The organism is Micrococcus sp. KRD096 (assembly GCF_017168495.1).
Classification (GTDB): domain Bacteria; phylum Actinomycetota; class Actinomycetes; order Actinomycetales; family Micrococcaceae; genus Micrococcus; species Micrococcus luteus.
Genome location: NZ_JABFAY010000019.1, coordinates 49,939 through 63,546, shown reverse-complemented (window position 1 = coordinate 63,546; position 13,608 = coordinate 49,939). Strand labels below are relative to the sequence as shown.

General features: G+C 74.8%; 10 protein-coding genes and 2 pseudogenes. 6 read left to right on the top strand and 6 right to left on the bottom strand.

All coding sequences use genetic code 11. From position 1 onward, the window contains the following. Window positions 1–12: 12 nt before the first annotated feature. Window positions 13–2,148, bottom strand: coding sequence for a TPM domain-containing protein (locus J1M41_RS10140; RefSeq protein WP_206451667.1), 2,136 nt, complete (start codon window positions 2,146–2,148; stop codon window positions 13–15). Window positions 2,149–2,402: 254 nt separating this feature from the next. On the opposite strand from J1M41_RS10140, the pseudogene J1M41_RS10135 reads away from it, so the two are divergent. From J1M41_RS10135 to J1M41_RS10125, 3 genes and pseudogenes are all read left to right on the top strand, one after another. After that, window positions 2,403–3,397: pseudogene (locus J1M41_RS10135) on the top strand (IS481 family transposase). 108 nt (window positions 3,398–3,505) lie between these two features. Further along, a complete protein-coding gene (locus J1M41_RS10130) occupies window positions 3,506–4,738 on the top strand; it encodes a trypsin-like peptidase domain-containing protein (RefSeq protein ID WP_342214100.1) in 1,233 nt (410 codons plus the stop codon). Next, window positions 4,735–5,514: a PIG-L deacetylase family protein gene (locus J1M41_RS10125; protein WP_206451666.1), complete on the top strand. Its 780-nt coding sequence runs from the start codon at window positions 4,735–4,737 to the stop codon at window positions 5,512–5,514. The genes J1M41_RS10130 and J1M41_RS10125 overlap by 4 nt, the downstream gene beginning before the upstream one ends. A 62-nt stretch (window positions 5,515–5,576) precedes the next feature. On the opposite strand, the gene J1M41_RS10120 is transcribed toward J1M41_RS10125, so the two are convergent. The 5 genes and pseudogenes from J1M41_RS10120 to folP all read right to left on the bottom strand — a co-directional run bounded on the left by J1M41_RS10120 (window position 5,577) and on the right by folP (window position 10,253). Continuing rightward, complete coding sequence (locus J1M41_RS10120) at window positions 5,577–7,007, bottom strand: anti-sigma factor (RefSeq protein ID WP_206451665.1); 1,431 nt, start codon at window positions 7,005–7,007, stop codon at window positions 5,577–5,579. Between the two features lie 7 nt (window positions 7,008–7,014). Next, window positions 7,015–7,491 carry a tRNA (cytidine(34)-2'-O)-methyltransferase gene (locus J1M41_RS10115; RefSeq protein WP_206451670.1) on the bottom strand — a complete coding sequence of 159 codons (477 nt, stop codon included), beginning with the start codon at window positions 7,489–7,491 and terminating at the stop codon, window positions 7,015–7,017. A gap of 796 nt (window positions 7,492–8,287) precedes the next feature. Then, window positions 8,288–8,476, bottom strand: a pseudogene (locus tag J1M41_RS12110) (DnaJ domain-containing protein); the annotation flags it as partial. Then, window positions 8,473–9,264, bottom strand: coding sequence for a pyrimidine reductase family protein (locus J1M41_RS10105; protein WP_036315978.1), 792 nt, complete (start codon window positions 9,262–9,264; stop codon window positions 8,473–8,475). The pseudogene J1M41_RS12110 and the gene J1M41_RS10105, both read right to left, overlap by 4 nt. Continuing rightward, window positions 9,261–10,253, bottom strand: a complete 993-nt coding sequence (folP, locus tag J1M41_RS10100; protein ID WP_036315981.1) for a dihydropteroate synthase — start codon at window positions 10,251–10,253, stop codon at window positions 9,261–9,263. Before folP ends, J1M41_RS10105 begins: the two co-directional genes overlap by 4 nt. A gap of 65 nt (window positions 10,254–10,318) precedes the next feature. Between folP and J1M41_RS10095 the strand changes: the two genes are divergently transcribed. The 3 genes from J1M41_RS10095 to J1M41_RS10085 are packed head-to-tail and all read left to right on the top strand — an operon-like array spanning window position 10,319 to window position 13,598. Next, window positions 10,319–11,677: a TrkH family potassium uptake protein gene (locus J1M41_RS10095; RefSeq protein ID WP_162833775.1), complete on the top strand. Its 1,359-nt coding sequence runs from the start codon at window positions 10,319–10,321 to the stop codon at window positions 11,675–11,677. After that, complete coding sequence (locus J1M41_RS10090) at window positions 11,670–12,359, top strand: TrkA family potassium uptake protein (RefSeq protein WP_036315984.1); 690 nt, start codon at window positions 11,670–11,672, stop codon at window positions 12,357–12,359. The genes J1M41_RS10095 and J1M41_RS10090 overlap by 8 nt, the downstream gene beginning before the upstream one ends. A 36-nt stretch (window positions 12,360–12,395) precedes the next feature. Continuing rightward, window positions 12,396–13,598 carry a cysteine desulfurase family protein gene (locus J1M41_RS10085; protein WP_060973644.1) on the top strand — a complete coding sequence of 401 codons (1,203 nt, stop codon included), beginning with the start codon at window positions 12,396–12,398 and terminating at the stop codon, window positions 13,596–13,598. The last annotated feature ends 10 nt before the right edge of the window (window positions 13,599–13,608 follow it).

The following is a 13,608-nucleotide window of genomic DNA, read 5'->3' as shown; positions in this document are numbered from 1 at the left end:
GGGGGGGGGCGGTCAGAAGCCGCCGCCGGAGATGTCGCCGAACCCGCCGAAGTCGCCGCCGCCGAGGCCGCCGCCGTCGAACCCGCCGAAGCCGCCGCCACCCCAGCTGCCGCTGTTCAGGATCGAGTTCATCAGGATGCCGCCGAGCAGTGCGCCGCCGAGGCCGCCGCCGAAGCTGCCGCCCACTCCGGCGCGCGGGCGTGCACCGTACATGCCGCCCACCATGCCGGGGCCGTAGCCGAAGCCCTCGACGTCCGCGCGGGCCAGCTCGCTCGCGCGCTCGGCCAGCTGGGAGGCGCGCTGCGCCTGCTGGAGGGCGGCCACGGGGTCGGTGCGGCCGAGGCTGATCGCCGAACGCAGCGTGTGGTCGGCCTCCGCGAGCCGGGTCCGGGCCTCCGAGCCCACGGCACCGCGTCGGGCGCCGATGAAGTCGGCCGTGCCGTCGATCTGCGCCTGTGCCTGGGCGATCGTGGAGGTGAGCACCTGGGAGGCCTGGCGGGCCTGCTCGCGAGCGTCGCGGACGCCGGCAAGGGGGGTATTGAGCTGGCGGTGCGCGGCCTCGAGCTGGTGGAGCAGCTCCAGGGGATCCGGGCGGCCGGCCGCGAGGGCCTGGCGCACAGCGTTCACGGCGGTCTTCATCCCCGCCACCGGGCCGGCCAGCTCGGGGTGCGATCCGTTGGCCACGAGCGCTTCGGCCTCGGCCACGTCCTGCTCGGACTGGGCGAGGCCCGTCTGCAGGTTGCCCAGCATGGCCCGCAGGGACCCCTCGGCCTTGCCGACCGCCTCGGTGAGCGTGTCCACCTGGCTGAGCGCCTCCTCGGCGGCACGCACGGCCAGCGCCGCCGTGGAGCGGTCCTGGGCTTCCCACGCGCTCCGCGACTTCGCGAGGGCGGTCTCCACGAACTCGAGCCTCTCCCGGGCCTGCGCCGCGTTGTCCGCGACCTCGGCGAGGGCGGACTCCGCGTACTGGCCGTGCAGCGCGGTGATCGCCGACTCGGAGTCCTGCACCCGGGACCGGGCCTCGGGCAGGCGGGCTTCGAGACGCTCGAGGGCCTCGGGCACCTGGTTCTCGAGGTCGCGCAGGGAGTCGAACTCCTTCTTGTGCGCCGCCAGGGACGCACCCACGGCCTCGCTGCGCTGGATGATCTCCTTGAGCCAGGCGCGCTGCTCGGCCTCGGTGTCCGGGATCTCGTCGTCGAGCTGGTGCTGGAGCTGGAACGAGGCCCGCATGTGCTCCTTGGCCTGGTCGATGTCCTGGCGGAACGTCGCCACGGACTTCTCCCCGTAGGACGCCTCGGCGAAGCCCAGCTCCTGTTCCGAGGAGCGGATGGCGTCGTCCGCGGCCACGAGCTTCGAGCCGGCCTGGGTGCGCAGCTGCTCCACGCTGAGCTCATCGAGGGGGTCGCGGCGGGCCTCCTCGGTGCGGCCCCGTTCGACCCCGCCGCCCTGCGTGCGCCTCCGGCTGCGGGCCACGAGCACGCCGCCGCCCACGACCGCGGCCACCGCACCTGCGCCGAGGACCGCCGTCAGGGCCCCACCGCCGTCGGAGGCGCCCTGGGCCGTGCTCCCGCCGCCCGTGGTGCCGGCAGGCAGGGCGCCGGCCGGATCGTACTCGGCCCCGCTGGCCCCCGTGCCGTCGAGCGTGCCGTCGGCGGCGTCGTCGAGCCCCTGCACCGCGGCGATGCCCACCGCGAGCCATTCCGCCGAGCCGGGGTCCGTGCCGATCTTGGACAGCTCCGGGCCCACGTAGGTGCGCGTCACCTGGTTCTGCAGGTTCGCGTCCCCGCCGCTGTCCAGCCCATAGGAGCGCTCCTCGACCGCGATCGCCAGGACCGAGTCGTTCGTCCCGAGCCCGCGCTGGCGCGCCACGTCCTGGGCCAGCGTCTGGGCGTCCGTGCTGAACTCATCCACGTAGACGACGTACAGCCCCTGCCCGGTGTCCCGGCGCAGGTCCTGGATCTCCTGGGTCAGGCGCTGCTCATCTGAGGTCGAGAGCACACCGGCCTCGTCCACCACGTACACGCCCGGCGGCACCGCCACGGCGTGCGCGGTGGGTGCCGCCACCAGGAGGCCCAGACCTCCCAGGCCCGCGGCGGTCACGGCACGCGCCAGACGGCCGACGTCGGCGGGGCGGGTGGGCACGGTCATGTGGGGTCTCCTTCGACGGCGGAGGCGAGCCGCCGCACCGGGCGGACCCGCCGGATCCTGGGGTTGAGTGTAGGGCGGCCTGGGAATCGGGCACCAGGGATCCGGCGCGGCCGGGACCGTGGGAGGAGCGGACGTTCGGCCGACCTCTAGGTGTGATGTCCAGGGACGTTGTTGCGTGAGCAGCTGACAGGCGAAGGCCTCCTGTTGCGAGAGTGGAGTTGTCAAGAAACCGCTCACGCGAACAGAAGGCCTTCATGTCCCACGCTAACGCCGCCCTGACCCCTCGTGCCCGTCTACGCCTGGCCAAGCTCATCGTCGATGAGCACTGGCCGGTCGCCACCGCGGCCAAGATGTTCATGGTCTCCCCACCCACCGCACGCAAATGGGCCACCCGCTTCCGAGCCGAGGGACCTGCAGGCATGGTCGACCGGTCCAGCCGGCCGGCCACGATGCCGACCAGAACATCGCCAGCAGTGGTGAAACAGATCGTGGCCGCCAGAAGGCGCCGGCGCCTGGGGCCCGTGCAGATCGCATCAGAACTCGGGATGCCGGCATCCACCGTCCATGCCGTGCTCGTGCGCTGCCGGATCAACCGCCTCGCCCGTCTGGACCGGGTCACCGCCGAGCCGATCCGCCGCTATGAGCACCCCACCCCGGCTCGCTGATCCACGTCGACGTCACGAAGTTCGGACGCATCCCCGACGGGGGCGGGCACCGATTCGTCGGGCGTCAGCAGGGCATGAAGCACCGCGCGGCGACTTCGGACCGAGAAGGAACCCGTGATGCCCGATACCAGCCCCGGCTCGGGGTGGGCTTCCTGCACACCGTGATCGATGACCACTCCCGCTTCGCGTATGTCGAGATGCACTCCGACGAACGCAGCCAGACCGCCATCGCGGTGCTGCGCCGCGCGGTCGCTCACTTCGCGCAGCTGGGCGTGAAGGTGGAGCGGGTGCTCTCGGACAACGGTTCGGCCTACCGCTCGCATGCCTGGCGGGATGCCTGCACCGAGCTCGGGATCAAGCCCAAGCGGACTCGGCCCTACCGACCGCAGACGAACGGGAAGATCGAGCGGTTCCATCGCACGCTCGCTGACGGGTGGGCCTACGCCAAGTTCTACGGCTCAGAGACCGAACGCAGGGCCGCGTTGCCTGGGTGGGTGCACTTCTACAATCATCACCGGGTCCACTCCGCGATCGGAGCCGCGCCTGCCAGCAGGCTCAACAACCTCCCTGGACATCACATCTAGGCGGCGTTCAGTCATGCACGCTAGCGTGGACGTGCCCCGGGGCGCGCGTCCGCAAGACGACGGGCGTCCGTGTCGACCGCCCGGGGCCCGACCCGAAGCGAGGACCCCGTGGACCAGACTCCCCGGCCTCAGTCCCGCGCCCGTGCCGGGGCGGGCCTGCTCGCCGCGGCCGTGCTCATGGTGGGGCTCTCCGGTTGCGCGGTCGCGCAGGACGGCGGCGAGGCCGCGTCCGAGGCCGCGAGCTCCTCGTCCTCGCAGGCGACGGACACCTCGGCCGAGGCCGGGGGACAGCCCGTGGCGGACACCGCCGTCGGGAACGCCGCGAGGACCGCGCTGCCCTCCGTGGTGACCATCTCCGCGACGTCGAGCTCCGCCTCCGGTTCCGGTTCCGGGTCGATCCTGGACACGGAGGGGCACATCCTCACGAACACCCACGTGGTCACCCTCGGCGGCCAGGCCAACGACGCCGAGCTGACGGTGCGCACCTCGGACGGGGAGGTCTACGCTGCCACCGTCGTGGGCACCGACCCGCTGTCCGACCTGGCCGTCATCAAGATCGACGCCCCGGACCTCACCCCCATCCAGATCGGCCGGTCCGGGGACTTGAAGGTCGGGGACGAGGCCGTCGCCATCGGCGCCCCCCTGGGCCTGCCGAACACCGTGACCGACGGGATCATCTCCACCCTGGACCGGACCATCGCGGTGGCGTCCTCCGAAGCGCCCGAGCCGCAGGGCGAGAGCTCCGGCTCGTCCTCCGGCTCCGACCAGTACCGTTTCCAGCTGCCGGGCACCCCGCAGGGCACCCGGGGCGAGGTGTACATCAACGTGCTGCAGACCGACGCGGCCATCAACCCCGGCAACTCCGGAGGCGCGCTCGTCGACGCCGAGGGCCGTCTGGTGGGCGTGAACGTCGCGATCGCCTCGACCAGCCAGGACCAGAGCGAGGCGGGCAACATCGGGGTCGGCTTCGCCATCCCCGTGGACTACGCCCAGCGGGTCGCGCAGGACCTGATCGACCACGGCGAGGCCACGCACGCCATGCTCGGCGTGAGCGTCACCCCGGAGCCCGCCGAGGTGCGGGGCGGCGGCGAGAACGCCCGCACCGTGTTCAGCGACGGCGCCCGCGTCCAGCAGGTCGTGGAAGGGTCGGCGGCCGCCGCGGCCGGGCTGAAGGAGGGCGACGTGATCACCGCCGTCGGCGACCGCGCGGTGATCGACTCCGAGTCCCTCACCGCCGTCGTCCGCGAGCACCGCGTGGGAGACTCGGTGGACGTCACCTACCTCCGCGACGGCGCGGAGCAGAAGGCCGAGGTGACGTTCACGGAGGACACCCAATCGTGACCACCACGCTCACCACCCCCGCTGAGCTCGCCGCCCACCACGGCTGGCGCCGGGTCCTGGCCGTCGGCGCCCATCCGGACGACCTCGACTTCGGGTCCGCCGCCACCCTGGCCGGCTTCAGCGCGGCCGGGCTGCACATCGAGCTGTGCATCGTGACGGACGGGGACGCCGGCGGCTTCGACTCGGAGGGCCCCGAGGCGATGACTGCCCGCCGCCACGCCGAACAGCGGGCGGCCGCCGCCGTCGTCGGCGCCGCCGAGGTCCACTTCCTCGGCGAGCGCGACGGACACCTCGAGCCGGACCACGGCGTGCGCCGCAAGCTCGTGGCCCTGATGCGCCGCGTCCGTCCGGACGTGGTCCTCAGCACCCACCCGGAGCGGGACTGGGAGCGGATGCAGGCCGCCCACCCGGACCACCTCGCCTGCGGCGAGGCCGTGGTGCGCGCCGCGTACCCGGCGGTCGAGAACCCGTACGCGTACCCGGAGCTCGCGGCGGAGGGGCTGGAGGCGTTCAAGATCCGGCACCTGCTGCTGTACGCCGCCCCCGCCGCACGGCGGAACACGGTCGTGGACGTCACGGGCCTGAGGGAGCAGAAGCTGCGCGCCCTCGACGCCCACCTCTCCCAGCACCCGGACGTCGACGCGATGCGGCGGCATGTGCTCGCCCAGATGGCCGAGCACCACCGGCGCGCCGCCGGTCCGGCCGCCGCGCCGGGCCACGCCGAGGCGTTCCACCTGGTCACGGTCAACGGTCCCGGCACCATCGCCGGGTTCTGAACCGGCCCGGCACGCGAAGGGCCGACGACGCATCGCGTCGTCGGCCCTTCTGCTCCGAGGACTCAGTTGTTGCTCGGCCGCCCGCCGTAGCGCGGGCCGGTCTGCGCGGTGGGGTCGAGGTCCACGCCGACGACGGGCTCCGACGTCGGCACCTCGGAGCCCGAGCTGGGCTCCACGGAGATGCCCATCGCCGCGAAGCGGTCCAGCCCCCGGAAGGTCACGGGCTCGCCGAAGCCGTTGGCGTCGAACGTGCCGAGCGAGGCCGGGGCCGTGCCGTCCGAGGGATAGAGCCACAGCTGGTAGGACTGACCCTCCGGCAGCTGGGGCATCCCGCTGATCGTCAGGTAGCCGCTGTTCTGCTCTCGGGACAGGAACGCCTGGACGGTCCCGCCGTCCTGGGCCGGATACTCCGAGGTCGTGAACAGGTCCTTCGACTGGTCGATGCGGTGCACGATGCCCGGCCGCGTGAACTGACTCCACACCGTCCACCCGCCGACGCCGAGCACGAGGGCCGCGAGCAGCACGAGCGCCGACACCTTGAGCCAGCGCAGGCGGTCCCGCGGCGGGCCGGCGGGGGCCGACTCGTCGCCGATCAGGTCCATGCCCACGTCCTGGGCGGGCAGGCGGCGCAGGACCTCCTCCAGCAGGGCCGACGGCGGCTCGGCCGTCACGGACCGGAACGCCCAGGCCACCGCCTGGCGCGCCCCGTCCACCCGGGAGCGCCACCGGGCCAGCTCACCGCCGCGCCGCTGCACGGCGGAGAAGGCCGCGGTGTGCCCGGCGGTGTCGAGGGCGTGCACGGCGGAGAGGTCGGCCAGCTCGAGCGTGCGGCCGGCGTCGACGTCCTCGCGCACGCCCGCGCCCAGGGCCGGGCCGGAGGCCGGGGCGGGCGCGGACGGCCGGGCGCCGTCCTGGGTGAGGTCGCGGCGGGCCGCGACGACCTGCCGGACGCCGTCGCGCAGCAGGGTGCGGGCCCGGTCGGTCGGCAGGCCGAGCTGCTCGGCGACCTCCCGATCCGTGCAGCCGCCCAGCCAGGCGAGCCGCACGGCCTCGAGCGCTTCCGGGTCCACCCGGTCCATGAGGTCCTCCGGCAGCGCGGCGGGGCCGACCGGGCCGGGACGACGCCCACGTTCCGCCGCGGAGCCGCCGGCGCGGCGCAGCGAGGTCATCACGCGGTGGGCGAGGACCTCGAGCCACGTGAACACCTGGCGTTCGCGGTGGGTCGCGTCGTCCTGCTCGCTCAGGTCGAGGCCGGCCTCGGACGCCTCCTCCCACGCGGTCAGGTAGGTGCGGACGGTGGCCTCGGCGGCGTCGTCGCCGGGGCCGAACATCGCCTCGGCCAGGCCGTGCACCCACGGGACCGTGGCATCGTAGAACGCGGAGAAGGCCGCCCGGTCGCCCTCGGCGCTGCGGCGCAGGAGGGTGTCCAGGGCGGGCTGGCCGGCGTCGTCGGGGCGGTCGGCGTGGGGCTCGGACGCGTCAGGAGTCTGCATGGTGGCCTCAGTCTAGGGAATCGGGGTGGGCAGCGGACCCGGCGAAGTCGTGCTGGCGCCAGGCCTCGTACACGGCGATGGAGACGGCGTTCGCCAGGTTCAGGGACCGACGGGCCGGCTGCATGGGCAGGCAGACGGTCTCGGTGACCCGCGGGTCGGTCAGCACCCCCTCCGGCAGACCGGTGGACTCGCGGCCGAAGAGCAGCACGTCGCCGGGCCGGTAGGCGACCCGGTCGTGGCGCACGGACCCGCGCGCGGTGAAGGCCAGCACCCGGGTGGGGGCGAGGGCCGCGAGCGCCGCGTCGAGGTCCGGGTGCACTGTCACCACCGCGAGGTCGTGGTAGTCCAGGCCCGCGCGGCGCAGGTGCGCGTCCTCGAACCCGAAGCCCAGCGGCTCCACGAGGTGCAGCTCGGCCCCCGTGAGGGCGGCGAGCCGGATCGCGTTGCCGGTGTTGCCGGGGATCTCCGGGGTGAGCAGCAGGATCCGGAACCCGGGGGTGCCGGGCGCAGGGGAGCGGGTGGAGCCGGCCGACCAGCGCGCCGAGCGCGCGCCGGTCCACGAGATCCGGGTCCGTGCCGGTGCCCAGGAAGAGCGCGACCTCGCGCGCGAACGCGATCCCGGGCGCGGGCGGGGCGGTGAGCAGGTCGGCCTGCGCCTCCGGCGCGTCGGCGCCGCGCGTGTGGCGGATCACGGGGGCGTGCCGCGCGTCGCGGTCCGTCATCACGTGCACGAATCCGCCGACGGTGACCTGGGGCAGGGCCTGCTGCCACGCCATCATCGCGGGGCCGAGCAGCGGCGGGGCCACGGGGCGGCCCCGGGAGCGCAGGTCCGCCCCGTCCCAGGTGTAGGTCCCCTCCGGGACCATGACGGAGCCGATCAGCGCCAGGCGGTGGCCGCACAGCACCGCGTGGTCCACGTCGAGGTGCCGTCCCCAGCGCCCGCCCAGCCGCAGCCCGGTCAGGACCCGGGCGGCCGGGAGCGCGTCCGCCACGTGGCGCAGCAGCACGTCGAGGGTGCGGGCCTGCCGCAGCACCCGGTGCTCGTCCGGCAGGATCCCGCGCGGCCGCGGCGCCCCGTGGACGCGTTGGCTCGATCGCGGCAGGTCCAGCACGGTCGGGTCCGCCTCCGCCTCGCCGGGCGGGGGCTCGTAGCGCACGGGGCGGGCGGCACGTCCGCCGGGTCCGGACCGTCCCGACGGTCTCGCCCGCCCTGATCCGGCCGTCGCGCGGGGGCCGCGGGGACCGACGTCCGGGCCGGGCAGCGAGAGGTCGTATCGGCGCCGGGCCTCGGCGTCGCCGAGGAGGTCCCACGCCCGCGTCACGGCCCGGAAGGCGGCGGGGTCGCCGCCGACGTCGGGGTGCGCGGCCCGGGCCGCGCGGCGGTAGGCCCGCCGGACCTCCTCGGCGGTCGCGTCGCGGGGCACGCCCAGGACCTCGTAGGCGGTGCGGTGCTCCTCGGCCGCGCTCACGGCGTGGGGTCCGGGCCGGGGGAGGCGTGCCGCTCGTGGTGCAGGCGCAGGAACAGCATGCCGTCGTCGTGGAGCACCTGGACCAGCTGCAGCCGGGCGGGGAGGCCGGGGCCGTCCTCGCCGGTCAGGACGCGGCCGGCGGCGGGTCCGGCCAGCAGCGGCGCCACGGTGAGGTGCACCTCGTCCACGAGGCCGGCCGCCGCGAGGCTGCCGAACAGGCGCGGTCCGCCCTCGCAGTGGACGACGCGGGCGCCGCGCGCGTGCAGGGTCGCCACCACGGTCTGGGGGTCCACGTGCTCCTCGCCGACCGCCAGCACGTCCGCGCGCGCGGCCAGCGCCGCCGCCCGCTCCGGCTCGGCCGCGAGGGCGGCCCGGGACGTCAGGATCCAGGGGCGCACCGGGGCGGCCGTGAAGAACGCGGACGCCGGGTCCAGGTCCAGGCTGCCGCTGACCACGGCCACGGGCGGGTCCGCGGGCCCGCCGGCCTCCGCGCGTCGACGCCGGTCCTCCTCGGACAGCAGCGCACCCTCGTAGCCCTCGGCCCGGATGGTCCCGGCCCCCACGAGCACGACGTCGGCGTCGTGCCGGGACAGCGAGAGCAGCCGCTGGTCCGCGGGGGAACCGAGCCCGCCCGCACGGCCGTCCAGGGTGGCCGCGCCGTCGGCGGAGGCGATGAACACGACGCGGACCCAGGGTCCGGGGCCGGTGTCCTCAGCCGCCGGGGCCGCGAGGGCGGTGCGGAGGGCGTCGTCGTCCAGGCCGGGGCCGGTCTCGGTCAGCCGTCTCATGCCCGCCCCCCGCGGTGGGCGCGGTGTCCGGCCAGGGTGCTGCGGTCCGGCGGCGGGTTCTCCGCGCCCATGTTGTGGACCAGGCGCGCCGGCTGACGCCACCCGAACACGCACTCGAGCATGCGGGCCGCCGAGACGGAGGCGTCGGCGTCGTGCATGCGCAGGATCCGGGCGCCGCCGTACACGCAGGCCGCGGCCGCGGCCAGCGAGCCGGGCAGGCGCTCGTGCCGGTGCCGGTCCAGGCTCTCGCCGATGAAGTCCTTGTTCGAGACCGCGGCCAGCACGGGCAGCCCCAGGGTGGCGATTTCGTCCAGCCGCCGCGTGATCTCGAGGGTGTGCCGGGTGTTCTTGTTCAGATCGTGGCCGGGGTCCACGATGATCCTCTCCTCGGGGACGCCGAGCGCCACGGCCCGGTCGACGGTGCGCCGCAGGTGGTCGCGGACCTCCCTGACGACGTCGCCGTAGGTCGGCCGGGGGACCACGGCCCGGGGTCCGCGCACGTGGGCGAGGGAGTGGGTGACCACGAGGTGCGCGCCCGCGGCGGCCACCACCCGGCCCAGGTCCGCGTGGAACAGTCCCGTGGTGTCGTTGACGACGTCCGCCCCCGCCGCCAGGGCCGCCTCGGCCACGGCCGGCTGGAACGTGTCCGCCGAGAGGATCAGCCGGCGCGATGCCTCGGACGACCCGGCCCCGTCCCCGCTCCGCAGGGCCGCGATCAGGGGGACCACCCGCGCCGCCTCCTCGGTCGGGTCGAGCTCCGCCCCGGGCGCGAACGGCACGCCGCCGACGTCGACCCACTCGGCTCCGGCGTCCGCCGCGGCGTGGGCCTGGGCGAGGGCGTCCTCCAGGACGGCGCCGGCGCCGTCGTCGTAGAAGGAGTCCGGGGTGCGGTTGACCACGGCCATCGTGACGATCCGGCGGCGGAAGTCGATCTCGTGGTGGGCGAACCGGTGCACCGGGTGGACGAGCGGGACGGAGGGGGTCGGCACCCGGCCATTCAACCACCGGCGCCGCACGGTGACAGTGCGCCCCGGAAGGACTATGTTTCTCTCCCGTGACATTTACCTCGTCGCCGCGGGTCGGCCCGCGTCGGCCCCGCATCCGTCCGACCCAGCTCGTGGTCGGGTCCTTCCTCGTCGCCATCGTGACGGGCACCGGCGCACTGCTGCTGCCCGCCTCGTATCAGGGCCGCGCGCCCACCCCGCTGGAGGCCGCGTTCACGGCGACCAGCGCCACCACGGTGACGGGCCTCGGCGTCGTGGACACCCAGACGTTCTGGACACCCCTGGGTCAGCTCGTGATCCTCACGCTCATCAAGCTCGGTGGCCTGGGCGTCATGACGTTCACGTCGCTGCTGGGGCTGGTGATCCTCCGGCGGCTCGGCCTCACCCAGCGCCTCGACGCCGCGGCCTCCACCCGGGCCGAGGGGATCGGGGACCTGCCCCGGGTGCTGCGGGCCCTGATCCTGTACTCCACGGCCGTCGAGGCCTCGGTGGCGCTGCTGCTGAGCCTGCGCTTCTGGCTGGGCGCGGGAATGTCCCCGGGCCAGGCACTGTGGCAGGGGGTCTTCCACGCGGTCTCCGCATTCAACAACGCCGGGTTCGCGCTGTTCAGCGACAACCTCATGGGCTTCGTCTCGGACCCGTTCATCTGCCTGCCGATCGCGGCGGCGATCATCTTGGGCGGCCTGGGCCTGCCGGTCGTGCTGACCCTGCGGCGAGACCTGCGCCGACCCGAGCGGTGGAACCTCACGGTCCGGCTCGTGCTCGTGGGCACCGCGGTGCTGCTGGTGGGCGGCACGCTCATGTACCTCGTCCTCGAGTGGTCCAACCCGCGGACCCTGGGCGGTCTGGACCCGGCCTCGCGCGTGCTCGCGGCGTTCTTCCAGTCCGTCACGACCCGCACCGCCGGCTTCAACACCCTGGACTACGGGCAGATGCACCCCGTGACGCTCTTCGCCACCGACGTGCTCATGTTCATCGGCGGCGGCCCCGCCGGCACCGCCTCGGGCGTGAAGATCACGACGGCGAGCGTCCTGCTGTTCATCGTGCTCGCGGAGATCCGGGGGGAGGGCGCCGTCCATGCGTTCGGCCGCCGGCTCTCCCGGACCACGCACCGCGAGGCGATCACCGTGATCATGCTCTCCGCGACCGCGATCGCCGTCGCCACGATGGCGCTCATGGGCCTGTCCTCGTTCACGACCGACCAGATCCTGTTCGAGTGCGTGTCCGCGTTCAGCACGGTGGGCCTGTCCACCGGCATCACCGCCCAGCTGCCGCCGGCCGCGCAGGGCATCCTGATGCTCCTCATGTTCGTCGGCCGCATCGGCCCCGCCACCGTCGCCGGCAGCCTGGCCCTGACCGACCGCACCCGCCACTTCGAGTACCCGAAGGAGAGACCCCTCATTGGCTGATCTCACCCGTTCCCTGTTCGCCCCCCGCCGGGGCGACCGCCCCACCGTGGCCGTCCTCGGGCTCGGCCGGTTCGGCTCAGGGGTCGCCCGCGAGCTCATGGAGTCCGACTGCCACGTGCTGGGGGTCGACGCCGATGCCGAGGCCGTCCAGGCGCTCAACGGCCGGCTGACCCACGTCGTCCGCGCGGACAGCACGGACGAGGAGGCGATGCGCCAGCTCTCGGTCCACGAGATGGACCACGTCGTCGTCGCCATCGGCGGCGACCTCGCGGACTCGATCCTCACCGTCTCGCTGATGCGGCGGTTCGGGACGCACCAGCTCTGGGCCAAGGCCAATGACGACCGCCACGGCGAGATCCTGCGTCAGCTCGGCGTGGAGCACGTGGTCCACCCGGAGCGGGACATGGGCCGCCGCGTGGCGCACCTGGTCAGCACGTCCTTCCAGGACTTCGTCGAGGTCGAGCCGGGCCTGGCCATGGTCCGGGCCACGCCGCCGTCGCGCCTGCTGGGCAGGGACCTGCGAGCCACCGGGCTCGCGGGGGAGCGGGGCATGCGCGTGGTCGCGGTCCGCAGCCGCGGCACGTGGCTCTACCCGCCGAGTCACTACGTCCTCGAGCCCGAGGACACGATCCTCCTGGTGGGCCCGACCCGCGACGTCGAGCGGTTCCTCGCCCGGGACTGATCCGGGCACATCCGGCGCGGCTCCTAGACTGGCCGGGTGACCACCCCGGACCGCGTGCACCTGGACCACGCCGCCACCACGACGGTGCGCCCCACCGCGCTCGCGGCCCTGGCCGAGGCGGCCGCGCTGCCGGGCAACCCGGCCTCCCTCCACGCCTCCGGCCGCCGGGCCAAGCTGCACCTCGAGGAGGCGCGGGAGCGCATCGCCGCGGCGCTCGGGGCGCACCCCTCCGAGGTGATCCTCACGTCCGGGGGCACCGAGGCGGACAACCTCGCCGTCCAGGGGCTGTACCGGGCCCGCCGCGCGGTCGCGCCGGAGCGCACCCGGATCGTGCTGACCGGCATCGAGCACCACGCGGTCCTCGACGTGGTGGACTGGCTCGCTGCGCACGAGGGTGCCGAGCCGGTGCTCGTCCCGGTCGACGACGACGGGCGGGTCGACCTCGCCGCATGGGGGGCCGCGCTGGCGGCCGCGCCCGAGCGGACCGCCCTGGCCACGCTGATGTGGGCCAACAACGAGATCGGCACGGTCCAGCCCGTCGCGGAGGCCGCCCGGCTCGCGGCCGACCACGGGATCCCGTTGCACACCGACGCCGTCCAGGCCCTCGGGGCGGTGCCCGTGGACTTCGCCGCGTCCGGGGCCGCGACCCTGGCCGTCTCGGGGCACAAGGTCGGTGCCCCCGTGGGTGTCGGCGCCCTGTTCGTGCGCCGGGACGTCACCCTGGAGGCCGTGGTGCACGGCGGCGGTCAGGAACGCCGCCTGCGCTCGGGCACGGTGTCGGTGGCGCTGGCCGCCGCGCTGGCGGCCGCCGTGGCGGAGGCCGTCGCGGAGCAGCCCGCCGAGGCCGCCCGCCTGGGCGGGCTGCGGGACGAGGTGATCGCCGCCGTCGACGCCCTGGACGGGGTGCGCCTGACCGGGCCGCGGGACCTCGACCCGGCGACGGGGGAGCCGCTGCCGCCGGGGACGCGCCGACTGCCCGGCAACGTCCACATCACCGTGCCGGGCCGGACGGCGGACGCGCTGCTGTTCTCCTTCGACATGGCCGGACTGGACACCTCGTCCGGGTCGGCGTGCACCGCCGGGGTGGCCGAGCCGTCGCACGTGGTCGCGGCCCTGCCGGGGCGGACGGAGGCCGACGCACGGGCCACCCAGCGGTTCGCCCTCGGCCGGACGACGACGCCGGCCGAGGCGGCCGCGCTCATCGACGCGCTGCGGACGCTGCTGGGGCCGGGCGTCTAGACTGGACCGC

Bases quoted from the DNA above. Each gene is read 5' to 3' on its own strand.
- J1M41_RS10140 (WP_206451667.1), bottom strand. From the start codon at position 2,148: ATGACCGTGCCCACCCGCCCCGCCGACGTCGGCCGTCTGGCGCGTGCC.
- J1M41_RS10105 (WP_036315978.1), bottom strand. From the start codon at position 9,264: ATGAGACGGCTGACCGAGACCGGCCCCGGCCTGGACGACGACGCCCTC.
- J1M41_RS10120 (WP_206451665.1), bottom strand. From the start codon at position 7,007: ATGCAGACTCCTGACGCGTCCGAGCCCCACGCCGACCGCCCCGACGAC.